Source organism: Halomonas dongshanensis (assembly GCF_024790395.1).
Classification (GTDB): Bacteria; Pseudomonadota; Gammaproteobacteria; order Pseudomonadales; family Halomonadaceae; genus Vreelandella; species Vreelandella dongshanensis.
In genome coordinates, this window is record NZ_JAJISC010000004.1 from 110964 (window position 1) to 135918 (window position 24955).

At 61.2% G+C, this 24955-nt stretch carries 20 protein-coding genes; 10 read left to right on the top strand and 10 right to left on the bottom strand.

The genetic code is table 11. The features are described from left to right. Positions 1-5 precede the first annotated feature (5 nt). Entirely contained in the window at positions 6-1634 is a 1629-nt protein-coding gene (locus LLY24_RS09625) for an amidohydrolase (RefSeq protein ID WP_259036080.1), read from the bottom strand. Next, on the bottom strand, positions 1631-3034 hold the full coding sequence (locus LLY24_RS09630; RefSeq protein ID WP_259036081.1) for a sodium/glutamate symporter: 1404 nt from the start codon (positions 3032-3034) through the stop codon (positions 1631-1633). Before LLY24_RS09630 ends, LLY24_RS09625 begins: the two co-directional genes overlap by 4 nt. A gap of 441 nt (positions 3035-3475) precedes the next feature. Here LLY24_RS09630 and pdxR point away from each other — a divergent pair, with 441 nt between their 5' ends. Continuing rightward, positions 3476-4936: a MocR-like pyridoxine biosynthesis transcription factor PdxR gene (pdxR, locus tag LLY24_RS09635; protein ID WP_259036082.1), complete on the top strand. Its 1461-nt coding sequence runs from the start codon at positions 3476-3478 to the stop codon at positions 4934-4936. Between the two features lie 117 nt (positions 4937-5053). Here pdxR and LLY24_RS09640 read toward each other — a convergent pair whose 3' ends face one another. Beyond that, the gene (locus LLY24_RS09640; protein ID WP_259036083.1) at positions 5054-6361 is read right to left on the bottom strand and encodes an aspartate aminotransferase family protein; all 1308 of its coding nucleotides are present in this window, start codon (positions 6359-6361) and stop codon (positions 5054-5056) included. Between the two features lie 394 nt (positions 6362-6755). Here LLY24_RS09640 and LLY24_RS09645 point away from each other — a divergent pair, with 394 nt between their 5' ends. Both LLY24_RS09645 and LLY24_RS09650 read left to right on the top strand, forming a co-directional pair. Continuing rightward, a complete protein-coding gene (locus tag LLY24_RS09645) occupies positions 6756-7508 on the top strand; it encodes a sulfite exporter TauE/SafE family protein (RefSeq protein ID WP_259036362.1) in 753 nt (250 codons plus the stop codon). A 79-nt stretch (positions 7509-7587) separates the two neighbouring features. Continuing rightward, entirely contained in the window at positions 7588-8349 is a 762-nt protein-coding gene (locus LLY24_RS09650; RefSeq protein ID WP_259036084.1) for an SDR family NAD(P)-dependent oxidoreductase, read from the top strand. A gap of 270 nt (positions 8350-8619) precedes the next feature. On the opposite strand, the gene LLY24_RS09655 is transcribed toward LLY24_RS09650, so the two are convergent. Next, entirely contained in the window at positions 8620-9540 is a 921-nt protein-coding gene (locus LLY24_RS09655) for an EamA family transporter (protein WP_259036085.1), read from the bottom strand. A 184-nt stretch (positions 9541-9724) separates the two neighbouring features. Here LLY24_RS09655 and LLY24_RS09660 point away from each other — a divergent pair, with 184 nt between their 5' ends. Then, the gene (locus LLY24_RS09660) at positions 9725-10909 is read left to right on the top strand and encodes an acetate/propionate family kinase (RefSeq protein WP_259036086.1); all 1185 of its coding nucleotides are present in this window, start codon (positions 9725-9727) and stop codon (positions 10907-10909) included. After that, positions 10906-13089: a phosphate acetyltransferase gene (pta, locus tag LLY24_RS09665; RefSeq protein ID WP_259036087.1), complete on the top strand. Its 2184-nt coding sequence runs from the start codon at positions 10906-10908 to the stop codon at positions 13087-13089. The genes LLY24_RS09660 and pta overlap by 4 nt, the downstream gene beginning before the upstream one ends. Before the next feature lie 89 nt (positions 13090-13178). Here the strand turns inward: pta and cyoE are convergent, their stop codons facing one another. From cyoE to LLY24_RS09695, 6 genes are all read right to left on the bottom strand, one after another. After that, positions 13179-14099 carry a heme o synthase gene (gene cyoE, locus LLY24_RS09670; RefSeq protein WP_259036088.1) on the bottom strand — a complete coding sequence of 307 codons (921 nt, stop codon included), beginning with the start codon at positions 14097-14099 and terminating at the stop codon, positions 13179-13181. Then, positions 14057-14386 (bottom strand): cytochrome o ubiquinol oxidase subunit IV, encoded by a 330-nt coding sequence (gene cyoD / locus LLY24_RS09675; protein WP_259036089.1) that lies wholly within the window; start codon positions 14384-14386, stop codon positions 14057-14059. Before cyoD ends, cyoE begins: the two co-directional genes overlap by 43 nt. 1 nt (position 14387) lies before the next feature. Then, on the bottom strand, positions 14388-15002 hold the full coding sequence (gene cyoC / locus LLY24_RS09680) for a cytochrome o ubiquinol oxidase subunit III (protein ID WP_259036090.1): 615 nt from the start codon (positions 15000-15002) through the stop codon (positions 14388-14390). Next, positions 15002-16978 (bottom strand): cytochrome o ubiquinol oxidase subunit I, encoded by a 1977-nt coding sequence (gene cyoB / locus LLY24_RS09685; protein WP_259036091.1) that lies wholly within the window; start codon positions 16976-16978, stop codon positions 15002-15004. The genes cyoC and cyoB overlap by 1 nt, the downstream gene beginning before the upstream one ends. Positions 16979-16982: 4 nt before the next feature. Beyond that, positions 16983-17969 carry a ubiquinol oxidase subunit II gene (cyoA, locus tag LLY24_RS09690; RefSeq protein ID WP_259036092.1) on the bottom strand — a complete coding sequence of 329 codons (987 nt, stop codon included), beginning with the start codon at positions 17967-17969 and terminating at the stop codon, positions 16983-16985. 371 nt (positions 17970-18340) lie between these two features. Next, positions 18341-19105, bottom strand: a complete 765-nt coding sequence (locus LLY24_RS09695) for a DeoR/GlpR family DNA-binding transcription regulator (RefSeq protein WP_259036093.1) — start codon at positions 19103-19105, stop codon at positions 18341-18343. A gap of 216 nt (positions 19106-19321) precedes the next feature. On the opposite strand from LLY24_RS09695, the gene LLY24_RS09700 reads away from it, so the two are divergent. The 5 genes from LLY24_RS09700 to LLY24_RS09720 all read left to right on the top strand — a co-directional run bounded on the left by LLY24_RS09700 (position 19322) and on the right by LLY24_RS09720 (position 24946). After that, positions 19322-20131 carry an outer membrane protein OmpK gene (locus tag LLY24_RS09700; RefSeq protein WP_259036094.1) on the top strand — a complete coding sequence of 270 codons (810 nt, stop codon included), beginning with the start codon at positions 19322-19324 and terminating at the stop codon, positions 20129-20131. A gap of 34 nt (positions 20132-20165) precedes the next feature. Then, positions 20166-21443, top strand: a complete 1278-nt coding sequence (locus tag LLY24_RS09705) for a NupC/NupG family nucleoside CNT transporter (RefSeq protein WP_259036095.1) — start codon at positions 20166-20168, stop codon at positions 21441-21443. A gap of 113 nt (positions 21444-21556) precedes the next feature. Beyond that, positions 21557-22345, top strand: a complete 789-nt coding sequence (gene deoC, locus LLY24_RS09710; protein WP_259036096.1) for a deoxyribose-phosphate aldolase — start codon at positions 21557-21559, stop codon at positions 22343-22345. A gap of 1 nt (position 22346) precedes the next feature. Next, positions 22347-23675, top strand: coding sequence for a thymidine phosphorylase (gene deoA, locus LLY24_RS09715; RefSeq protein WP_259036097.1), 1329 nt, complete (start codon positions 22347-22349; stop codon positions 23673-23675). A gap of 26 nt (positions 23676-23701) precedes the next feature. Continuing rightward, the gene (locus LLY24_RS09720) at positions 23702-24946 is read left to right on the top strand and encodes a phosphopentomutase (RefSeq protein ID WP_259036098.1); all 1245 of its coding nucleotides are present in this window, start codon (positions 23702-23704) and stop codon (positions 24944-24946) included. Positions 24947-24955 lie beyond the last annotated feature (9 nt).

The following is a 24955-nucleotide window of genomic DNA, read 5'->3' on the forward strand; positions in this document are numbered from 1 at the left end:
ACTCCTTAGTCATTGGCGAAGAGGCGCCCGCCAACCATCGTCGCGGCGACGCCGATCTTGGGCAACTGATCCACTGCCACCTCGCGGGGGTCCTCGTCGAGGATGGCCATATCGGCGAACTTGCCCACCTCCAGGCTGCCAAGGTGGCCATCTAGCCTCAGGGTGTAAGCAGCATCCAGCGTGATCAGTTTTAGTGCGCGCTCGACGCTAAGTGACTCCATCGGGCCGAGGACCTCACCGCTGGCGGTACGTCTAGCTACGGCACACCAAGCCGTGAACAGGGGTGCCAGCGGTGTGACCGGGGCATCGCAGTGGGCGGCGATGGGTATGCCGAGACGATCCGCCGAGGCCAGCGGCTCAAGACGCTGGCTACGCTCGTAGCCGAGCGTGCGCTGACGGTGGATGTCGCCCCAGTAGTAGATGTGGTTGGCGAACATGTTGAGACAAACACCCAGGCGTGCGGCGCGCTTCATCTGTGCCTGATTGATGATCTGGCAGTGTTGCAGCGTATGGCGATGATCCGGCCGTGGCCACAGTTCCAGCGCCGACTCGATGGCATCGAGCATCAGATCGACCGCTTCGTCGCCGTTAGTGTGGATATGCAGCTGCAGGCCGGCCTGGTGATAACGCTGCACGATCTCGGTCAGCCGTTCCGGCTCGGCGTTCCACATGCCGTTGGGGGCACCGTCATGGTAGCCAGGCCAGTTGAGCCGCGCGGTATAACCCTGAATCGAGCCATCGGTCATTAGCTTGACCAGTCCGAAGTGCAGCTTGTCGCTGGCCTGACCGGCGGCATCAAGCACCCGCTCGATGCCCTCTTCGGGGGTGTAGGTGAGCGCACTCATGGCCGGAACGAGGCGCATCGGGACATCGTCACGGTTGCAGGTGTCGCGCATGCTGGCGACGCCTGCGTCGCTCAGCGGATTGTAAAGATCGGTCAGCGTGGTGACACCGTGACGCTGGGCAATACGCGCGTAGCGCTCTAGCGTGGCAGATTCGCTACCGCGGTCGAAGAGATCGATGCCGAGGGTATCGAAGATCGCGAACATCGCCGCCATTTCGCGCAGCTCGCCGTTGGGCCGACCGTCCTCGAAGGTCATCACGCCTTCGATATCCGCTTGAGTCTCGAGGTCGGCGCGCGCCAGCATGGCGCTGTTGACGGTCATCATGTGCAGATTGGCATGGAGCACCACGATCGGCCGCTCGCGATCGACGCCATCGAGCTCATCACGAGTCAGACGACGGATCGGGAAATAGATCGGATCGAAGCCCCACGCGATCAATGGCTCGCCTGCGGGCAGAGATACGGTCTGGGCGGCTAGGTGGCGCTGCAGTGCATCGATATCGGTCAGGCCCGGCCAGGTCTCGCCAGTGGGGTCGGTGCGCGGGAAGTAGCCTGCGTAGGCGTACTCCCAGAGCACGCCCTCCAGCGCATGACTATGGCCCTCGACGAAACCGGGCAGAATAACTTTGTCGGCGAAGCGTTCGTCGAGCTCGTAATCGCCCAGATCGGCTAGTGTTTCCAGCGAGCCGACCCCAAGGATCTTGCCATCGCGGACGGCGACGTGGGTCGCCTCCGGCTGGGACGGGTTCATCGTCAGAATGCGACGAGCGGCATAGATGCAGTGGCTCATGACGGATTCGCCTCCTGCAGAGAGGCATTCGAGACGCCCCGGCTACGCTGCCACTTCATTAGCAGCGGTACGCAGACCAGCATCAGCATGAAGTAGCCGCCGAAAATAGCCAGGTACTGCCAGGTGCTCAGGGTCGGCGCGATTGGCGCGATGAAGAACAGCGTCGGAATGTTGACAACGATGATCGCGATATTGAAAAACGCCAGTTCCTTGGGGACCGAAGTACTGAAATCCGCGTCCAGCATGCGCAGTAGCAGAAGGCCGGTGCCGGTGGAGCCGCAGCAGCAGCCGAAGGCGGTGACTGCACGCTCGGGGCCGAGTCGCCCGCTGAGCCGACCGATCGCCATGGCGCCGAGGAACGTCACCAAGGTGATGACCACAGTCACGATCGCGATCGGTACCAGCAGGGAGGCCAGGACGGAGATCTGGATGCTCATCAGTGTGGCGACGACCATGAAGTCGACCGAGCCGCTGGTAATACGCTTCAGAGTATCGTCGTCGACCTTGTCTGCCCAGCCGCAGCGATCGATCACCAAGCGCATCAGCACGCAGACCGTCAGACCATGGATGAAGAACAGGTTGTAGCTGAAGAAGACCGACAGCACCTGATTGCCCCCGACCAGCGGCTGCATCACGGTGAGCCAGACATAGGTGATGACGTAGGCCAGACCGAGCAGACCAACGTGCCAGGCCAGCGAGTCGACGGTGCCTGAGTGAGATACCTGCTTGCCTGCCGAGGGGCGAGACGTCGGCTTGTGGAAGCCGGCGATGAAGTCGTCATCCAGGGTCGATTCGCGATTGGCGTTCATGCCGCGCTTGAGGAAATAGCGCGCGGCGGGAACACCGACGACAAAGGCGGCGACGAAGCCAAGCGAGGCAAAGATGACGCCGACCTGGGCCGCATTGGCGATACCGTAGTCGTTCTCCCAGATGGTGCCGTAGGTTAGCGCCTGACCGGGCCCTTGGGTAAAGCCGTGGGTCACGATGGCGCCGAGCAGTGGGCTCAGGTCACTGCCGCTGAGCAAGTCGTAGCCCGCCATCAAGGCGTAGCCGATCACCGCTTGGGCGCCGAGGCTGGCGGTCCAGATCAGTGTGAGCCACAGCCCGCCGCCGAGAATGCCCTGCCTGGCTTCGCCAACGGCAGGCTTGGGGCTGCCGGTGAGGCACAGTGACATAAAGCTCAGAGTGAAGAAATGGAAGGCCAGGGTGGTGAAATCCGACGGCCCGTAGCCGGGGATCCAGCCTAGCGAGAGCAGCGCGAAGCCGATGACGCCGGCCACGATGCTGCCCGGAATCAGACTGGCGCGCAGAAAACCGAGTCGGCTGCGCAGCAGGCTGCCGATAACCAGCAGGCCGGCCAGCAGCGCAAAGGCGATAATGCCGTGAAAGGTGCTGCCCATGATGAGTAGTCCTCGTAGTTGACGTTGTTGTCGGCGACGTCATGTCCAACATTGATATTGTGGTCTTGGATAGACGCTCGGTATCGATATCGGGACTAGAAGGTCCACCGATTTCGGCATTTATGCCGGTCTCGTTGCCAGTGTTGCCCCAAGCGTCGCTCCGAGGGCGCCACTTATCGGGCTTGACCCGTTCCCCTGAAGGCCACGCCCACAGCCCGATTCAAAGCCACGATGCCGATCATACTAAAGTCAAAAATGCGGACCTCTAAAGGACAGTTCAGGTGCACGCCCGAGACAGTTGTAAGCCGCGTAAACAGTGCGGTGGCGTACTTTGCGTGGTTGACCCACGGGTCAAAAGGCAAGGCGTCAGTAAACGCCATAAGAAAGTGGCGTAAATCTTGCTTCGATAGCGAATGCGGAGCATTGCTATGGGAGTGACACATGCTTGACCATCATTTTCATCTCGATTTTGAAGCACCGCGCGGTCTGCAGGAGCAGCTGCGCGAAGCGCTGCTGGCCTCGATTCATACCGGTACGATCCCGCGGAACGAAGCTTTACCTTCCTGCCGCAAACTGTCGCTTCAGCTCGGGGTCTCACGCAACACGGTGGCGCTGGTCTACGAAGGGTTGGTCGAGGATGGCTATCTGATTAGCCGTCCCCGCAGCGGCTATTATTTGCATGATGCTTACCATGGTGCTGCTGCACTGGAAACTCCTGCAGCGATGCTCAACGAGGATATTGATGCACCACAATGGGACAATCGCTTCACGCATCGTCCCAGCCATCTGCAGGGAGTTCTGCGCCCCAGCAACTGGATGCACTACGAATTTCCGTTCGTTTACGGGCAGTTGAACACGCGGTTGTTTCCGCTGGAGCAGTGGCGCGAGTCCTCGCGCCAGTTGTTGGGCGGAAGACGCGATCGCCACTGGCTGGGCGACCGCTACGACCAGGACGACCCGATGCTGATCGAGCAGCTGCGCACGCGCGTGCTGCCCAAGCGGGGAATCCATGCTCGCAGCGACGAGATCCTGATCACGCTGGGTTCGCAGAATGCGTTGTTCCTGATCGCACAGTTGCTGTTCGACGCACGGACCCGCGTCGCGGTAGAGAACCCCGGTTATCGCGAGGCGGTCAATGTCTTTCTACGTCAAGGCGCGCAGCTAAGCTACCAGGCGATCGACGCTGAGGGCATTTGCCTGGATGCCAACGCAGCAGATAGCGACTATCTCTACGTAACGCCCAGCCATCAGGGGCCGACCGGTGTGACCATGAGCCGCGCCCGGCGAGATGCGCTGATCGAGCAGATCCAGCAGCGAGACCAGATCGTGCTGGAGGACGACTACGACGCCGAGTTCAACTTTGATCGCCACGCATTGCCTGCGCTCAAGTCGAGCCGCGCCGGCTCGCGTGTGATCTACATGAGTAGCCTCTCCAAGCCGCTTTCACCGGGACTAAGGCTCGGCTATCTGGTGGCCGATGCTGAGCTGATCGACGAACTGCGGGCGCTGCGGCGATTGATGTACCGTCACCCGCCGTCCAGTCTGCAGCAACAGGTAGCGCAGTTTCTATCTCAGGGACATTACGACCGCTATCTGCGGCTGTTCGCCGAGGAAATGTATCGGCGCTGGGAGACGATGGACGCCCGCCTGCGTCGCGAACTGCCGACGTGTCGGCGAGTCGGTGGCGATCATGCCAGTGTCTTCTGGCTCGAAGCGCCGGAAACGGTCGATACCCAGCGTTTGGCGTGGCAGGCAGCACAGCACGGGGTGCTGATCGAGCCCGGCTTTCAGCACTTCTTCGATCACGTGCCGCCACGCAACTTCATGCGGCTTGGCTTCGGGGCGATTGACGTGGAGCGGATTGGCACGGGCATCGAGCGTCTAGCACGCGCTTTCGGCTGAGCGAGGCCGATCGGCTCTCCACAGTGCAGACCGCCGTACCCGTAGGCACGGCGGTCTGACTATCCACAATGCTTTACCGCCGCTCGTCGTAACCAAGTGCGCGGCGGAAGCATCCGATCAGCGGTAGACGCCGAGCACCTCGTCGAGAATCGACAGGCCCTGCTCGACTTCCGCTTCGCTGACGATGCAGGGTGGCACCACATGGATACGGTTCTCGACCACGAACGGCAACAATCCCTTATCGATCAATGCGGCCTTGATCTTGGCCATTTCCGCAGGCGGCAGTGGGGCACGACTCTCGCGATCGCTGACCAGCTCGAGGGCATGAAACACACCGACACCACGGGTTTCGCCAACCACGGCATGCTTGTCCGCGAGCTTTCTGAGGCCGCTGGCGAGCACGCCGTTACCCACGTGGTCTGCATTCTCGACCACACCCTCTTCCTGCATGGCATCCAGTGTGGCAACGATCGATGCCATGGCTAGCGGGTGGCCGGAATAGGTAAGACCGCCAAAGAACATGTGATCATCGAAGTGGCGGCAAATGGGGTCGGAGACCACTACACCTCCGGTCGGCACGTAGCCTGAATTAACGCCCTTGGCGAAGACGATCAGATCCGGCTTGATGTTGAAGTGTTCGAAAGCGAACCAGCGGCCAGTGCGGCCGAAACCGGCCATGACTTCATCGAGAATCAACAGAATGCCGTACTGATCGGCCAGCTTACGCACGCCTTCCATATAGCCCTTGGGCGGAATCAGCATGCCGGCGGTGCCGGGGATCGACTCGAGTAGGATCGCGGCGATCGACTGTGGCCCCTCGCACTCGATGACCCGCTTTAGGTGCTGCAACGCGCGCTCGCACTCTTCGGCTTCATTGCTCGCCCAGAACTCGGTGCGGTAGAGGTACGGGTTGAAGAAGTGTGTATGACCGCGGGCAAATTCGTTGGGGATGCGACGCGGGTCTCCGGTGGCGGCGATCGCGGAACCGGTACTGCCATGATAAGAACGGTAGGCGGAGAGAATTTTGTCGCGTCCGGTCATGCTGCGTGCCATGCGGATCGCGTTCTCGTTGGCGTCGGCGCCAGCGTTGGTGAAGAACACCTTACTGAAACCGGAGGGCGCGCGCGCCAGGATACGCTTGGCCGCTTCGCTACGGGCCAGGTTGGCATGCGCCGGTGCCACGGTGGCCAACTGCTCGGCCTGGGCCTGGATCGCGGCGACGACTTTTGGATGTTGATGGCCAATGTTGGTATTCACCAACTGGCTACTGAAGTCGAGATACTCCTTGCCGTCGTAGTCCCACATCTTGCAACCACGACCGCCGGCGATGACTAACGGGCTGAGGTTGCCCTGTGCCGACCAGGAATGGAAGACATGCTGGCGGTCGAGCTGGCGGACGAAGTCGTTGGTTATGCTGTCGTTCATAGCAGGGGTCCTGTTGTGGTGGCGCCGGGGTTGCCGGATGAGAGAGGCTTACCTCAGGTCGGGTGCGATCTCCCGGTATCGACCGGCCAATCGCAGATGAAATCAGATTAGGGGGGCGGCTGCCGTTCACGTAGAGCCAAAATCGATTGCCTCTCGTGACAGTGCCGGCACGCAGGTGGCGCAGCCTCTTCACAGGGGGCCGCGTAGCGCTAACTAGGTGGCAGCATGGCACCAATCAGGTTGCGATCTTGCTCGTGCCCGCCTGCTCGAGCGCCGGTCTCGTGGTGAGAGGGCGATGTCTCGGCGCGCTGATCGATCTGGCTCTACCCGGTACCGCCGACGCTGATTAAGGTGCGAGAGGAAAACCCTATCACCGAAGGTGGAATCACGCTTGATGATGTCATCCCTGCCCCATCTCTGGCCGGCCGTGGGCCTTGCCTGTTTTGCCGGTGCCGTAAGAGGGTACTGCGGGTTCGGCTTTGCCATGCTGCTGGCCTTGGGGCTGATGCTGTTTCTCCCGCCGATCGAGGCCGTGCCGCTGGCGCTGCTGCTGGACTTGGTGACCAGCATTGGGCTGTGGCACCACGCTGTCCGTAGCGCCGACTGGCCGCGCCTGATGCGGCTGCTGGTAGGCATGCTGGTGGCGACGGTCGTTGGCGTCTGGCTGATTGCCATACTGCCGGCCTCACAACTGCGGGTCGCTATCGCCCTACTGGCGCTGGGCGGAGCACTAGCGTTGTTGTTGCGACGCGAGTCAGCGATCGTCGACTCGCCACCACGCATGCCAGGGCCGAGCAGCGTGGCGGCGGGTGGCGTGTCCGGCTTGTGTATGACGCTGGCGTCCTCAGGCGGACCGCCACTGATGCTGTATCTGCTACATCAACGCCTGCCACCCATCGCCCTGCGAGCGACCGCGATCCTGTTCTTCGCTGCTAGCAGCAGCGCCTCGCTGATCGGGTTGGGTCTGGCCGGTGAACTGGGGCGCGACACCCTTTTACATGCAGCTTGGCTGCTGGTACCGGCACTGGTCGGCAACGCGATTGGGCAGTGGGCGTTCGAACGCTCGCCGCCGAGGTCGCTGAAATACACGGTGGCGCCGCTGTTGATGTTGCTATCGGCTTGGGTGCTGGTTCGAGAGTGGCTTTAGCGGTCAACAACGATGAAACACGCAGTGCCGTCGGGCGTTTTTCACGTTCGACGAATCGAAATCCAACGAGGAGAGTTTTGTGAACGACGTTGCTTTTATTACTGGTGCGACTTCCGGGTTTGGCCGTGCGGCCGCCCACCGTTTTGCGGAGGCCGGCTGGTCGCTGGTGCTGTCCGGTCGTCGCGGCGATCGGCTCGCGGCGCTGAAGGCCAAGCTATCCGAAAAAGTGGCCGTACACACCGTAGTGCTCGACGTCCGTGATGACCAAGCCGTGGCAAAAGCGGTGGCTGAACTGCCCGACGCATTCAAGCGTGTTCGTACGCTGGTCAACAACGCCGGTTTGGCGCTGGCGCCGCAGCCGGCACAGAAGGTAGAGCTGAAAGACTGGCACACCATGATCGATACCAATGTCACCGGCTTGGTCAACGTAACGCATGCATTGTTGCCGACGCTTATCGACATCGGTCAGGGGGCCACAATCATCAACGTAGGCTCCATCGCTGGTCAGTGGCCGTATCCGGGTAGTCACGTCTATGGTGCTTCTAAGTCCTTCGTCAAGCAGTTCAGTTACAACCTGCGCTGTGACCTGCTGGGTACCGGCGTGCGTGTCACCGATCTGGCACCAGGCATTGCAGAAACCGAGTTCACCTTAGTGCGGACCGGTGGCGATCAAACGGCTTCCGACAATCTCTACCGGAGCACCACAGCGTTGACCGCCGAGGATATCGCGGAACAGATGTTCTATATCGCCACGCTGCCAGCGCACATCAACTTCAACCGGTTGGAAGTGATGCCGACGCGTCAGGCATGGTCGGCCTTTGCCATTGATCGCGATGACTGAGATCTCTGCTGTCACATGATGGGTGTGCCTGAACGAATAGGAGGGAGGAGCCACCTCCCCCTTCCTCTCACATCACCGGGCATGCGGTTACGTACCATGGCAGTTCACGAAGAACGATCAAGCCATCCGTATCGAGTGTCGAGATCAGTCCCACCTGCCGATTTTCAAGCGCGATATCTATCCAGTACCACCCTCAGGAACAATACCTGACAAGTTGCTAAGCGCTATGCCTGGCGCGCAATGCAAATACGCCGCCACCAAGCAGCCTACTCAACGCTGGCGTGAGAGGCTAAGCGCCACGATCCCGGCCACCACTACCGCCCCGCCAACAAGTTGCCCCGGCGAGAGCATCTGATCCAGCACGATATAGCCGATGACCAGCGAGGCCACGGGCTCGATGTTCATGACCGGGGCGTTGCGCGCCATGTTAAGCCGCGGCACGAAGATGAACAGCGTAGAGAATCCCGTTCCATACAAGAGCGCCAAGAGCGCAAGCCCTACCCAACCAGCGGTGGCGCTTGGCAGACTCATGCCACCCGGCACCCAGCCCGAAGCGCCCGCTACCAGCATGGCCAAAAGCACCGTTTGCATGGTGAGTAGACTTCGCAGCGTGCTGCCCACGGCCGCCAGCCGATGTTCGGTAACCCAAAGCGCCGAGGCGAAGGCAAAGGCCGCCGCCAAGCCAAACAGAATGCCCGTGCTCCACTCGGGGCCCAGCGCATCGGCATCGGCAAGCCAGGCAGGAATATCCAGCACGATGAGTAGCCCCACGAGAATGGTGCCCATGATGAGGCAGCTTCGAAGCGTTGGCCGAGACCCGCCCAGTGCCCAGCTCAAGAGCGCAAGTTGAATGGGAAAGGTGTTGACCAAAAGCAGTGCAATGACCACCGGCAAACGTGCGACCGCCGAATAGAGACACAGACTCTGCAGCGTGATCAAGAGCCCAACGGCGAGCTGCCACGGCCAGCTACCTTGCGGCAGGCGCCACGACTTACGCTGCCATAGAAACAGCGACAGCAGAATTAAACAGGCTACGCAGGAGCGAACCAGCACGGCGAGCAGTAGTCCCACCCCGTGATCGAACGCCACCCTGGCCGCCACGTGATTGGCTGCAAACATGGTAGCCACGCTCATCATCAATAGGATGGCAAGATGGCGCGGTAGGAAGTTAGAGCGCGAGGTATCGGACATGAATGGGCTCGTATGCCAAGATGGTAAGCTGAAAGATAAATTATATGGGAGAAGCCAAATAGGTTGATTTACCGCCTATTCTCGACCTTGGTTGCCAGCAGCGCATGCTAGGCTAAAGTCGACTAGAAGCCACTTCCAAGACGTTTTACGCCACTCCACTCACTTTCGCGTTAGGAAGCCAACAATGACGGCACCGGTGCTGGTTATCAACTGCGGATCTTCTTCCATCAAGTACGCCTTGATCGACGCCGACCCCGAGGCGCCCCGCCTGTCGGGCTTGGCAGAGCGTATCGGCACGCCGGAGGCGCAGCTCAAGGGCAAGAACAGCGCCGGTGAAAGCTTCACGCTGGCGCTGCCCGACGCCGAACACACCCAGGCGCTCAAGGCCATCCTCGACTCGCTGGAGGGGCGCCTGCCCTGCGCCATTGGTCATCGCATCGTGCACGGTGGTGAGCGTTTCACCGAAGCCGCGCTGATCGATGAGAGTGTCCTGGAGGCGATCGAGCGCACCGCCGCCCTCGCCCCGCTACACAACCCTGCCAACTTGGCGGGCATTGCCGCCACGCGTAAGCTCTTCCCCCAGCTGCCGCAGGTCGCCGTCTTCGATACCGCTTTCCATCAGACGCTACCGCCCCACGCCTACCGCTACGCCCTGCCGCAAGCACTCTACGCGCAGCACGGCATTCGCCGCTACGGCTTTCACGGCACCAGCCACGCCTATGTCAGCCAGCGCACAGCCCACCTCAGCGCACGCGGCGCCGGAGGCTGGCTGACCGCGCATCTGGGCAATGGCTGCTCGACCTGCGCGGTGTGGAACGATCAAAGCCAGGACACCAGCATGGGCCTTACGCCGCTTGAAGGCCTGGTAATGGGGACGCGCAGCGGCGACGTCGACCCCGGCCTGCACGCTCACTTAAACCGCCAACTGGGCTGGTCGCTGGATAAGATCGACGCCGTGCTCAACAAGGAGAGCGGCCTGCTCGGGCTTTCCGGCCTCACCAACGACATGCGCGAAGTCGAAGAGCAAGCCGAAGCCGGACACGAAGGCGCCCAGCTCGCGCTGGACGTGTTCTGCTACCGTATCGCCAAATCGCTGGCTGCCCTCTCCTGCGCGCTGCCGCAGCTCGATGGGGTGATCTTCACTGGCGGCATTGGCGAGAACTCGCCCATCGTTCGCCGTCGGGTCATCGCCCTTCTGCCGCATTTCGGCTTCGCCCTCGATCCCGCCGCCAACGAGGCAACCATTCGCGGCCGCGAAGGCAAGCTCGACGCCCCCGATCATGCCGGCCCCGAGGTGTGGGTCATCCCCACCGATGAAGAGGGCCGCATCGCCGACGAAACCCGCCACTGCCTGGAGCCGCACCAATGAGCACCTACCCCGACCAACCCCAAGCCATTCTCCTGGTACCCACGAGCGTAGGCGCAGGCCTTACGTCGGCGTGTTTGGGGCTTATCCAGGCGCTCGAGACCATCGGTCTCAAGGCGGGGTTTCTCAAGCCGTTCATGCAAAACGAACTCAACGGCCCAGGGCTCGATCGGTCTACGGCGCTGGTGTCGCGGACCATGAACCTGCGCCCACCGGCGCCGATCTCCCAGGCGCGCCTCGAGCGCCTGCTACGCGACGACCAGCTCGACGAGTTGATGGAGAACGCCGTCGAGCTCTTCGATCAGGTCGTACAGCAGTCGCACAGCGACGGTAACCCCTTGGATCTGGTCGTGGTCGAAGGCGTAGTACCCACCCAGCACACGACCTACGCCACCCAAACCAATGCCCAGCTCGCTCACGCGCTCAACGCGCGGATCATTCTGGTCGGCACCGGGGATCTCGACGAGCCCCAGCGGCTTGCCGAAGAGCTCGACATGCACGCCCGCAGCTTTGGCGGGGTCAGTTCGGCGCGCACCCTGGGCGGTATCTTGATGCGCATGAAGAACCTACCCTACGCTCAGGAGGACGATCTCTCTGCTGCACCCGGTACCATCAAGCCGCAGCTCGAAGAGTCGGTGCTCGACGAGCTGCGCCGCTACTCCCCGGCGCTGGCTACCGAACGTTTTCACTTGATTGGCGTGGTGCCCTACAGCAAAACGCTAAGCGCACCGCGTACCCTGGACGTGGCGCGGGCGCTCAACGCCACCCTACTCAACGAAGGCGAAGCCGCCACCCGGCGCGTACTGTCGACCAGTCTCTGCGCACGCAGCGCAGCCAACGCGCTTCACATCTTCACGCCGGGAAGTCTCGTGGTGGCCTCGGGCGACCGCGACGATGCCATTCTCGCCTCGGCGCTGGCGACCATGAACGGCACCCAGCTGGCGGGAGTGCTACTCACCAACGGCTTTCTGCCCAACGACAACATGATCGAGATGTGTCGCCCGGCGCTGCGTACCGGGCTTCCGGTGCTCTCGGTGGAAACTGATAGCCTCACGACCGCCACGCATCTAAGCCAGCTCAGCAGTGAGATTCCCCTGGACGACTTCGAGCGCGCCGAGCAGGTCGCCCGCTTCGTGGCTGCCCATATGGACCTCGAATGGCTCAAGGGGAACATAAGCGGCGGCTACACCCGGCGCCTGTCGCCCTCGGCGTTTCGTCACCAGTTGGTCAAGCTCGCGCAGCAGGCGAAAAAGCGCATCGTCCTACCCGAAGGCAACGAGCCGCGCACCATCGAGGCGGCGATCATCTGCCAGCGGCGCGGCATCGCCGACTGCGTCCTGCTCGGCCAGCGCGACGAGATCGAAGACGTGGCGCGCCACCGTGGCCTAACACTACCCGACGAGCTCACCATCATCGATCCCGAAAGCACCCGCGCAAGCTACATTGGCCCTATGGTCGAGCGTCGTCGCGGCAAGCTCAACGAACTCACCGCCGAGTCCCAGCTTCAGGACAACGTGGTGCTCGGCACCATGATGTTGCAGTTGGACGAAGTCGACGGCCTGGTATCGGGCGCGGTGCACACCACTGCCAACACCGTGCGCCCGGCGTTTCAACTGATCAAGACCGCGCCGGAGTACAACCTGGTTTCCTCGATCTTCTTCATGCTGCTGCCGGAACAGGTAGTGGTTTACGGCGACTGTGCGGTCAACCCTGACCCCGACGCCGAAGCGCTGGCCGAGATCGCCATTCAGAGCGCGCGCTCGGCCGAGGCCTTCGGCATCGAACCCCGCGTGGCGATGATCAGCTACTCCACGGGCGACTCTGGCAGCGGCGCCGATGTCGACAAGGTGCGCGAAGCAACCCGCATTGCAAAGGGGCGCGCCCCGCATTTGATCATCGACGGCCCGCTGCAGTACGACGCCGCCGCCATCGAAAGTGTCGGGCAGCAGAAAGCGCCGGACTCACCGGTTGCAGGCAAGGCGACGGTCTTCGTCTTCCCCGATCTCAACACCGGCAACACCACCTATAAAGCGGTGCAGCGCAGCGCCCGCGTGGTAAGTGTCGGTCCCATGCTCCAGGGCCTCAACAAGCCGGTCAACGATCTATCGCGCGGCGCGCTGGTCGATGACATCGTCTATACCATTGCCCTCACCGCAATACAGGCAAGTCAGCGCGAGGAGTGAGTCAATGCTTGCCATCGCGCCATAAAAAAACGCCCCAAGATCAAAGATCTCGGGGCGTTTTAGCGTGCCTTCCCGGTAGGACGAGAAGGTCAGGCGAGCGGTACGACCGCTTCGAGTACCATTACCAGGCTCATCGCGGTGATCGTCAGGATCGAGACGCCGAAGACCTGTTTGGCCCAGCGAACGTCGTCATCGAGACGGTAGCCACGCAGGGCCAGATAGAGCCAGTAGCAGCCCATCACCAGCGCTACGCACAGGTAACCGATACCCGCTTGGCTCGCCAATCCCAGCGCCAGGGAGGCGGGGATGAAGGCGACGATGTAGCCAAGGATATGGTGCTTCGCCGTCTTGATACCGCGCACGACCGGCAGGACCGGAATCGATGCCCGCTGATAGTCCGCGTAGCGGAAGATCGCAATGGCATAGGAGTGCGGCATCTGCCATAGGCAGAAAATCACCAGCAGTACGATAGCGCCGCTATCGAAACTACCAGTCACCGCGCAGTAACCTACCACCGGCGGCATGGCGCCAGAAAGGCTGCCCACCAGGGTGCCGTACTCGGAGTGGCGTTTCATGTAGAGGCTGTAAATGCCGACATAAACGCCCCAGCCGATCACGGCAAGCGCCACGGTCAACCCGTTGGTACCCAGTGCCAGGCACACAACCCCGCAGACACCTAGCAGCGCCGAGAGCCCCAGCGCCTGAGTGATCGAGATGCTGCCCCGAACCAGCGGGCGATGGCGCGTGCGCGCCATCAGCGCATCGATGTCACGGTCGATCACGTTGTTGCAAGCGCAGGCCGAGCCAATGATCAGCGCGATACCCAGCAGAACGGCGGCAAAGGTCATGCCATCGAACTGCCCCTGCGCGGCCAGGAAGTAGCCGCCGATGGCGGCAATTAGATTGCCGCCAATGATTCCAGGCTTGGTCAACTCAAGGAGATCGTGCCACCGGCTTGGCATCGTCGCTAGCCGATCATCATGTTGAGATGAAGGTGATGCATGATCCACAGAGAGCCTCCTACCACGAGGACGAGAATGGTCACGGTGAACACGAAGGACATCATGTTCCACCCTTCGTCCGCCTTGGTGTTCAAGTGCATGAACAGAACCAGCTGTACCAGCACCTGGAGTACGGCGGTGATGACGATCACCCAAATCGTTACCGGTGTGCTGAAAGCACCCATCATGACTGCCGCGAAGGGAATCACGGTGAGCACCAGCGACAGGATCAGACCAATAACGTAGGACTTGGTGGAACCGTGGGCGTTTGCCGGTTCAATAGAAGCAGAACTCATCTCACAGCACTCCCATCAGGTAAACGAAGGAGAACACGCAGATCCAGACGATATCCAGGAAGTGCCAGAACAGGCTCAAGCACAGGATACGCGGACGCGTCTGCTCGTTGATGCCCTTGGTGGAGAGCTGGATCAGCATGACCAGAATCCAGATCATCCCGAAGGTAACGTGCAGACCGTGGGTGCCCACCAGGGTGAAGAACGCAGAGAGGAAACCACTGCGATCAGGACCATAGCCTTCATGGATCAGGTGATGGAATTCGTAGACCTCCATCCCCAAGAACATAAGGCCAAGTACGAAGGTGACACCGAGCCACATCTTCAACTGGCCGACACGGTTGGCGTTCATCGCCAGCACGCCCATGCCGAAGGTGAAGCTACTGATCAACAGGGCAAAGGTGCCAAAGAGGATCAGCGGCAGTTCGAAGATATCGGCGCCGGTGGGGCCACCGGCCGTGCCCCGAAGGAGCACGGCGTAGGTTGCGAACAGTGACCCGAAGATCACCAGATCGCTCATTAGGTAGACCCAGAAACCAAATACCTTGGTACCGGCAGCATCGTGATGATGCTCATGCTCATCGGCATGCGCGTCATGGTGCAGTGAATCCGTGGCCATTACGCTTGTGCCTCCACACGCTGTTGGTGAGCCCGCTCGATGCGCTCGACTTCGGCAGCGGGGACGTAGTAATCGATGTCATCGTTGAAGACGCGTCCCATGAAGGCCACGAATACACCGATGGCGCCGAGACCGGCGAGCCACCAGATATGCCAGACCATAGCAAAGCCAAAGATCATTGCGAAGACGCTTATGATCGGGCCTGCTGCCGTGTTCTTGGGCATGTGGATATCGCTGTAACGCACTTCTTCTTTCTGCTCGAGGCTACGCTGCTTTTGCGTCCAGAAGCTGTCGATGTCGCCAACGACGGGCAGGTGCGCAAAGTTGTAGAACGGCGCCGGAGAAGAGGTCGACCACTCCAGTGTACGGGCATCCCACGGATCGCCGGTAACGTCCTGACGCTGCTTGCGATCGCGAATACTGACGTAGAACTGGATCAGTGTGCAGGCAATACCACAGGCGATCAGAACCGCACCCACCCAGGCAACGATCATCCAGGGCTGCCATTCGGCGTTCGGGTACGACTGCATACGGCGCGCAGCACCGTAGAAGCTGAGTACGTAGAGCGGCATGAAGGCAGTGTAGAAACCGACCAACCAGAGCCAGAAGGCGCGCTTGCCCCACTTCTCGCAGAGGGTGAAACCGAACGCTTTGGGGAACCAGTAGGTCAGGCCCGCGAACATACCGAATACCACGCCGCCGATAATGACGTTGTGGAAGTGCGCGATGACGAACAGGCTATTGTGCAGCACGAAGTTGGCCGCCGGCAGCGCCAGCATCACGCCGGTCATACCACCCAGAGTGAAGGTGATGATGAAGCCCAGCGTCCAAAGCACCGGAGACGTCATTTCCAGACGACCGCGGAAGATGGTGAAGATCCAGTTGAATACCTTCACCCCGGTCGGGATGGCGATGATCATCGTCATGATGCCGAAGAAGGCGTTGACGTTGGCACCGGCGCCCATGGTGAAGAAGTGGTGCAGCCATACGATGAACGACAAAAGCGTAATCGCGACCGTTGCCCATACCATGGTGTGGTAACCGAACAGACGCTTGCGCGCAAAGGTTGCGATGACTTCGGAGAACACACCGAAAGCAGGCAGAATCAGGATGTAAACTTCAGGGTGACCCCATGCCCAGATGAGGTTCACGTACATCATGACGTTGCCGCCCATGTCGTTCGTGAAGAAGTTCATGCCCAGGTAACGATCCAGCGTCAGCATCGCAACGGTGGCGGTCAGGATCGGGAACGAAGCAATGATCAGCACGTTGGAGCAAAGCGCCGTCCAGGTGAAGATCGGCATGCGGAACAGAGTCATGCCCTTGGTGCGCATCTTCAGGATGGTGACGAAGAAGTTGATACCCGTGAGCGTCGTACCCACCCCGGATATCTGCAACGCCCATATCCAATAATCGACCCCCACCCCGGGACTGTACTCTATCCCCGATAGCGGCGCGTAGGCCAGCCAACCGGTAGTGGCGAACTCGCCCACGACCAGTGAGATATTGATCAGAATCGCCGACACCGCGAACAACCAGAAGCTCAGGTTGTTGAGGAACGGGAAGGCAACGTCGCGCGCGCCGATCTGCAGCGGCACCACCAAGTTCATCAGACCGATGACCATGGGCATGGCGACGAAGAAGATCATGATCACACCGTGAGCGGTGAAGATCTGATCGTAGTGATCCGGCGGCAGGAAGCCCGCAGAACCGCCAGCGGCGAACATCTGCTGGGTTCGCATCATGATGGCATCGGCAAAGCCGCGCAGCAGCATTACCAGCGCCACGATGAAGTACATGATACCGAGTTTCTTGTGGTCCACGGAGGTGAACCACTCGTTCCACAGCCATCCCCACTTACGGAAATAGGTCAGGGCGGCCAACAGGGCCAAGGCACCCAGTACCATTCCGATACCCACGACGACGATAATGGGGTCGTGAAGTGGAATGGCCTCCCAAGATAATTTACCGAGCACGGTTTTACCCTCCCGCCTGGTTGCTCATGGGAACGCTTTCGCCTTCGCCATTCGCTTGGTTTTCGGTCGTTTGATAGGCTTCATTGCTATCCACTGCAGGTGCGCGGGGCGCATCCTGGGCGTCGCCTTCGGGAGCCGTTCCAGTGTGGAAGCTTGCTACTAGGCGTTCGTACAGCTCGGGCGTGACGCTGGCGAAGTGCTGTACCGGATCGAAGGAGGAGCGCTCGGCCAATTGATCGTACCCTTCCGGATAGGTCAACGTCTGGGGCGACTGGCGCACTTCCTCGACCCAAGCGTCGAAGTCTTCGTCGGAGGTCACGTGGGCGTCGAACACCATGCCGGCAAAACCTGCACCACTGTAGTTGGTGGAGCGACCGCCGTAAGTACCAATCTCGTTCGCGCGCAGGTAAACGTCATTATCCATACCCGCCATGGCGTAGATCTGGCTACCCAACTGAGGAATGAAGAAAGCGTTCATCACCGACCCCGAGCTCACTCGGAAGCGAACGGGTGTATCGACCGGGAAAGCCACTTCGTTGACCGTCGCGATGCCCTGCTCCGGATAGACGAACAACCACTTCCAATCCAGGGCGATAGCCTGAATTTCGAGCGTCGGCGTATCGCTTTCCAGCGGACGATGGGGATCGAGGCTGTGCGATGATTTCCAGGTAATCGTCGCCAGAATAGCGATGATGACCACGGGAACCAGCCAGACAACGGCTTCGATCACGTTGGAGTGTGCCCAGTCCGGCAGATACTGCGCCACCGTGTTGTTACGGCGGTAGTACCAGCCGAATACGATGGTGAGCACGATGACAGGGATGACCACGATGAGCATCAAGCCAAAGGCGCTGAGAATCAGCGAGCGCTGGGCTTCTCCGATGTCACCCTTCGGGTCCATGAGGGCCGAGCTACAGCCTGCAAGCAGCAAGCACAGCAGCGCAAGGAGCACTAACGTGCCTCGCCTACGCCATTTGGAGGAGTGTTGCATAGTGCGGTCTCATCAGAGTTGCGTTAAAACCTAGCCGCCGACAGCAAGCCGTACGATATGCCTGGCAGGCTAACTATCACCCCATACCTTTCCCTAAGCAGTCTGCGCGGCCAAGGCCTCCCATAGGGGACGAACCAGGGCCCTTGCTCGGGGAAAAATATGCGCTACCGGAAGGGTCGAGTAGCGTGTTGCGCTACCCCAAAGTGGCAGGGTGGCCTAGCAACGGCGGTATTTTGCTCTTAACCCACGCACGAATCAAATGCGACGATTTGCCACACCCGTGCGCACCCGCATGAACTTTCGCATTTACGCCCCGTATACTAGCGCTTACACCAATCCAACGCTTTGCCAACGATTTACATCAACATGATCTAGAGCAAGACAAGCTCAGGAGCCGGTCCCTGGCCGCAGGGCAACCAATCACCAAGGCGCGGCTCGTCGGTAACCACGACGTCGAAATCATCCAGGGTGGCGAAGTACGCTGGCCGCACGACGTTGAACTTACTGGCATCGACGACGAGCAACCGCCTTTGCGCTGCCTTCATGGCCGCCTGCTTGGGGCCTACTTCGTGGAAATGAAAGCAACTGACGCCGCGCTGCATATCGACGCCCGCCGCCGAGATCAGCGCTTTGTTGATACCCAGTCGCTGGATCGCATCGCTCATGGTGTCGCTGCCAAAAGACTGCGACGAGGCGTAGTAAAGTCCGCCCAGAAGCACCAGCCGAACCCTTGGCAGGCGTGCAATCGCATTGGCGACGTTGAGCGCATAGGTCACTACCGTCAGCTCGGCAAAGACATCCAGCTCGCTTATTAGCGGCATGAGTGTCGTGCCGCAGTCGATGAATAGGGTATCGCCCTCCTCGATGACGCTTGCCACGCGTGCGCAAAGCTTGCGCTTGGCTTGGTGATGGGTACTCTGCTGCTCGTTCAGGTCATAAGGCGAGGGCATGGCGGGTTGGTTCAAAATCAGGCAGCCTCCGAGCAGTCGGATGGGGCCAGCGTGCGTCGTCACATCGCGGCGAATGGTCATCTCAGATACGCCGCATAGAGCGGCGGCGTCACGTAGGCGCAGCGTTCCCTGCCTTATCAGCGCATCTTCGATCGTTGCCAAGCGCAGCGAACTTCGGCCCTGCATGTTGGCTTTCTCCTTGTTAGCTAACGATTAATCGCCAAACGACGAGACATGTCGGCATGCCTGATCAGCAGCCCAGCTCAAACGCTTGATTGAACTCTTGCGCCAACGCTTGCAAATCGGCGTTAAAAAAATAACACTCGATGTTATAATTCTAACATCGCACGGCCAGCCCGCATGACGATACCTCCGCGCACTCTTACCCCCCACCGAGGCTCTATGAACACTCGTACGCTTTCCTATACCCCGGCGCTTGCCGCACTGGGCGCCTGTTTGCTGCTGGCCGATGCTGCCCACGCCGACGGACCGCTTTGGTCTTTTGGTAATGTCTCGGTCAACTACCTCGACTGGTCCAGCGGCACCGAAGCCCGCACCGCTAACAATGCAGCGAAGAGCGATTTTACCTACGTCGAGATCGAAGGCGGCGCCGGGTTCAGTTGGGGCGAGTTCTACGGCTTCTTCGACTTCGAGAACCCTACGCACGATCAGTTCGATGAAGGCAGCGGCGGCCAGGACAATTTCCGTACCGCCGGTAAAGTGACCTCGCACATCTACCTCGGCGATACCCCCTTCTCGGTCTACGCCCACCTTTACGATTTTCGCGATTACGGCTTCGATAGCCGCGAACAGGACCAGGTACTGGGCCTTGGTTATCGCACAACCTTCGCCAACGGTCTATGGTTCAAGCCCTTCCTCGGCGCAGCACGGGTACAGAGCGACGGCTATACTGGCATGAACGGCTACATGGCGGGCTGGGTAGCAGGTTACGACTTCACCGCCTTCGACCAAAACTTCAGCGTCACCAACTGGCACGAGCAAACCTTCAGTCGCGACGACGACTACCTAGCACAGAACTACGTTGGCGAAAGCGCAGGCAGCCTGGGTACCAACGGCGCACTCGGGCTTTGGTGGCACCCGGTCGATTTGATCACCACCGGGGTTCAGTACCGCTACTCGAACAACAAGCTGGGGGCGCCCAACGTCTACCAGAACGCCGTGATCTACTCGGTCAAGCTCAACTTCCTGTAACCGCACGTTTGCAGACGACTCAAAGGATCCCCATATGACACTCCTTATGAGCCTGGTCGGCATGGTCACTCTGGTCGCCATCGCCCTCCTCTTCTCCTACGACCGTAAGGCCATTCGCCTTCGCACCGTGCTGGGTGCCTTCGCCATTCAGGCGGGTATTGGTGCCTTCGTTCTCTACGTGCCCGTGGGTCAGGCCATTCTCCAGGCCATCTCCGGCGGCGTAAGCCAGATTCTGGTCTATGCCAACGACGGTATCGACTTCCTCTTTGGCGGCTTGGCCGACGCCGATAACATCGGCTTTGTCTTCGCCATCAAGGTGTTGCCGGTGATCATCTTCTTCTCGTCATTGATCGCCGTACTCTACTACCTCGGCATCATGCAGTGGGTGATCCGTATTCTCGGCGGCGCGCTGCAAAAAGCGCTGGGCACGTCGCGTACCGAGTCGCTTTCGGCCACGGCCAACATCTTCGTCGGCCAGACCGAAGCGCCCTTGGTGGTGCGCCCCTTCATCGCACGCATGACCCCTTCGCAGCTCTTCGCCGTCATGTGCGGCGGACTTGCCTCAGTGGCAGGCTCGGTGCTGGCTGGCTACGCCGCTCTCGGCATTCCCATGGAGTATTTGGTGGCGGCGTCCTTCATGGCAGCTCCTGGCGGGCTCTTGTTCGCCAAGCTGATCATGCCCGAAACCCAAGACCCCGAAGATAGCATCAGCAAGGTCGACGAGGAGCTCAAAGAGCAGGACGACAAGCCGACCAACGTGCTCGATGCCGCGGCCTCAGGCGCAACCTCCGGCCTGATGCTCGCTGCCAACGTCGGCGCCATGCTGTTGGCCTTCATTGCTTTGATCGCGTTGATCAACGGCATCTTGGGCGGCGTTGGCGGCTGGCTGGGCTATGAGTCGCTGAGCCTGGAAATGATCCTTGGCTGGCTCTTCGCACCGCTGGCGTTTTTGCTCGGCGTGCCCTGGTCGGAAGCAACCCTTGCGGGCTCGTTCATCGGCCAGAAAATCGTGGTCAACGAGTTCGTTGCCTTCATCAACCTCGCCCCCTACATCGATGGCGAGCAGGTGGTGGCCGCGACCGGTCAGTTGATGACGCCGCACACCATGGCGATTCTCTCCTTCGCCCTGTGTGGTTTCGCCAACCTCTCCTCCATCGCCATTCTGCTTGGTGGCCTTGGCAGCATCGCTCCTACCCGCCGCGCCGAGATCGCCCGTTTCGGCCTCAAGGCCGTGTTGGCGGGTACGCTCTCCAATTTGATGTCGGCCTCTATCGCGGGCTTCTTCATTGCCCTGGGCGCCGCCGCAGGCTGAGCGATAATCGACGAATAGAACGACCCAGCGGGTATCGCCTGAGCGATACCCGCTCGCATTAGCAAGATTGAAAGCAATCAGAACCGTTACCAGAGAACCAGGACGAGACGCCAATGAGCACATCCCGCCAGACGACTCTCACCCAAGCCGCACAGCGCGCGCTGACGCTGATGGATCTCACCAGCCTGAACGATGACGATACCGATGCCGCCATCGAAGCGCTCTGCCAGCGCGCCAAAACACCCTTTGGCACCCCCGCAGCGGTATGCGTCTACCCGCAGTTCGTGGTCACCGCGCGCCGCGCCTTGACCGCGCACAACCTCAACGGCACGGTCAAGATCGCCACCGTGACCAACTTCCCGGGAGGCGGCGACGACCCCATGGCCGCCGCGCGCGAAACCCGCGAAGCGGTGGCCTCTGGCGCCGATGAAGTCGATGTGGTCTTCCCCTACCGCGCGCTAATGGCGGGCGATGAAGCGCTCGGCCTCGAACTCGTCGAGCTGTGTAAGGCCGCCTGCGGCGGTCAGGCCCTGCTCAAGGTGATCATCGAGTCCGGTGAACTCGCAACGCCTGCGCTCATCCAACGTGCCAGCGAGCTTGCCATCGAGGGCGGCGCCGACTTCATCAAGACCTCGACCGGAAAAGTGGCGGTCAACGCAACCCTCGACGCCGCCGAGATCATGCTCAACGCCATCAAGGCCAGCGGTAAGCCGGTAGGCTTCAAGGCCGCCGGAGGCGTACGCAACGCCGCCGAAGCCGATGCTTACTTGACGCTTGCCGACGACGTCATGGGCCCTGGCTGGGCCACCGCCGAGCGCTTCCGCTTTGGCGCTTCTAGCCTGCTCGGCAACCTGCTCGAAACACTTGGCGCCGACGGCGGCGTCAGCCAAGGAGATTATTGAGATGCTTCCCCAGGAACTGATCCGCCTCAAGCGCGAAGGCCAGCCGCTCCCCGCCAGTGAAATCAAGGCGTTCATTCAGGGTATCGCCGATGATCGCATCAGCGATGCCCAAATCGGCGCCTTCACCATGGCCGTATTCCTCAACGGCATGAGCCGCGAGGAAGTCGTGGCGCTGACCACCGCAACAAGAGATTCCGGTCACGTCATGCAGTGGGACGCGCTGAATCTGCCCGGCCCCATCGTCGACAAGCACTCCACCGGCGGCGTGGGCGATCTCGTGTCGCTCGTGCTCGGCCCCTGGGTTGCCGCCTGCGGCGCCTTCGTGCCGATGATCTCCGGGCGCGGCCTTGGCCACACCGGCGGCACTCTGGATAAGCTCGAATCGATTCCCGGCTACGACCCCTACCCTGCGCCCGAGCGCTTTGGCCAGGTGGTCAAATCCACCGGGGTAGCGATCATCGGCCAGACCGGTAACCTCGCCCCGGCAGACAAGCGTATCTACGGCGTGCGCGACGTGACCGCGACGGTCGAATCGATCCCGCTGATCACCGCCTCGATCCTGGGCAAGAAGCTCGCTTCGGGCCTGGATGCGCTGGTGATGGACGTCAAGGTCGGCAGTGGCGCCTTCATGCCCAGCGAAGAAAAATCTCACGAGCTTGCCAAGAGCATCGCTTCGGTCGCGACCCAAGCGGGCACGCCGACCACCGCGCTTCTGACCGACATGAGCCAGCCGCTGGCCAACTGCGCCGGTAACGCCGTGGAGATCGTCGAAACGCTAGCGCTTCTGCGCGGCGAGCGCGCCGACAGCCGCGTGATGCAGGTCACTCGCGAACTCGCCGTCGAAATGCTCATTGCAGGCAAGCTCGTTGCCAACCGCGACGAGTCCCTGAGCCGTCTCGACAAGGCGCTCACTTCGGGCGCGGCTGCCGAAATCTTCGCCCGCATGGTGCGCGAGCTGGGCGGCCCGAGCGACTTCATGGAGCGCTCGAACGACTACCTCGCTAAAGCCGCCGTAATCAAGCCGGTGTATCCAACAGCGAGCGGCACCGTGCAGCGTATCGATACCCGCGCCGTGGGTATGAGCGTCGTCGAGCTTGGCGGCGGCCGTCTGCGCAATGACGCCAACATCGACCATAGCGTCGGCTTTAGCGACATCGTCGAACTCGGCACCAAAGTCGATGGCGAACAGCCGCTGGCCTTCGTCCACGCCCGCACCGAGGCCGAGGCCGAGCGTGCCGCCGAGCAGCTGCGCAGCGCCATGACCATTGGTGACGGCGAGGCCACCCTCGATGTCCTGCTGCAACACACCTATCGTGGCGAGGCGCTCTGAGCAGCGCCCACCGGGAGGATAACGCTATGAAACGAGCCATCGTGCTGGTACTCGACTCCTTTGGTATCGGCGCTGCCGCCGACGCCGAGGCCTTTGGCGATAGCGGCGCCGATACGCTCGGCCACATCGCCGCCGCCTGCGCGCGCGGCGACGCCGATAACGCCAACCGCCAAGGCCCCCTCAGGCTTCCCAACATGGCGAGCCTGGGCCTGTTCCACGCCCATCGCGATGCCACCGGCAGCGTCGCCGAGGGCGTGGACCTGCCTGCCACGCTTACCGGCGCCTACGCTCACGCCCAGGAAGTCTCCAGCGGCAAGGATACCCCCTCGGGCCACTGGGAGATCGCCGGTGTTCCGGTACGCTTCGACTGGGGCTATTTCAGCGATAAAACGGCAAGCTTTCCGCCTGAGCTGCTTGACGCCATCGTCGAGAAGGCCGCGCTGCCGGGCGTGCTGGGCAACTGCCACGCCTCCGGCACCGAGATCATCGCCCGTCTGGGGGATGAGCACGTCAAAAGCGGTAAACCGATCGTCTACACCTCGGCGGATTCGGTGTTTCAGATCGCCGCTCATGAAGAGCACTTCGGTCTCGAGCGCCTTTACGCGCTGTGCGAAACGGTGCGCGAGCTGCTCGAGCCCTATAACATCGGCCGCGTCATCGCCCGCCCCTTCGTCGGTGACGATGCCACGAGCTTCGCGCGTACCGGCAACCGCCGCGACTACAGCATCGAACCGCCGACCCCGACGGTGCTGCAAAAGCTGCACGACGCCGGTGGCGAGGTGGTCTCGATCGGTAAGATCGCCGACATCTATGCCCACTGCGGTATCACCCACAAGGTCAAGGCAAGCGGCCACGATGCGCTGATGGACGCCACCTTGGCGGAAGTCGCGCGCACCGCCAGCGACAACAGCGAACGCCCGACGCTGATCATGACCAACTTCGTCGACTTCGATTCGGTCTACGGTCACCGCCGCGACGTCGCCGGTTACGCCGCCGCGCTCGAACACTTCGATGCGCGTCTGCCCGAGCTTCTCACCGCGCTTGACGATGACGACTTGCTGCTGCTCACCGCAGATCACGGCTGCGACCCCAGCTGGCACGGCACCGAACACACCCGCGAGTACGTGCCCATCATGGTGCGCGGCGCCGGTTTCGCTCCTGGCCCGCTTGGCCATCGCGAGACCTTCGCCGATATCGGCCAGACGCTGGCGAGCTACTTTGACCTGAACGCCATGGACGACGGCAAAAGCTTCTTGCCCAGCGCTGCCTAACCGCTAACC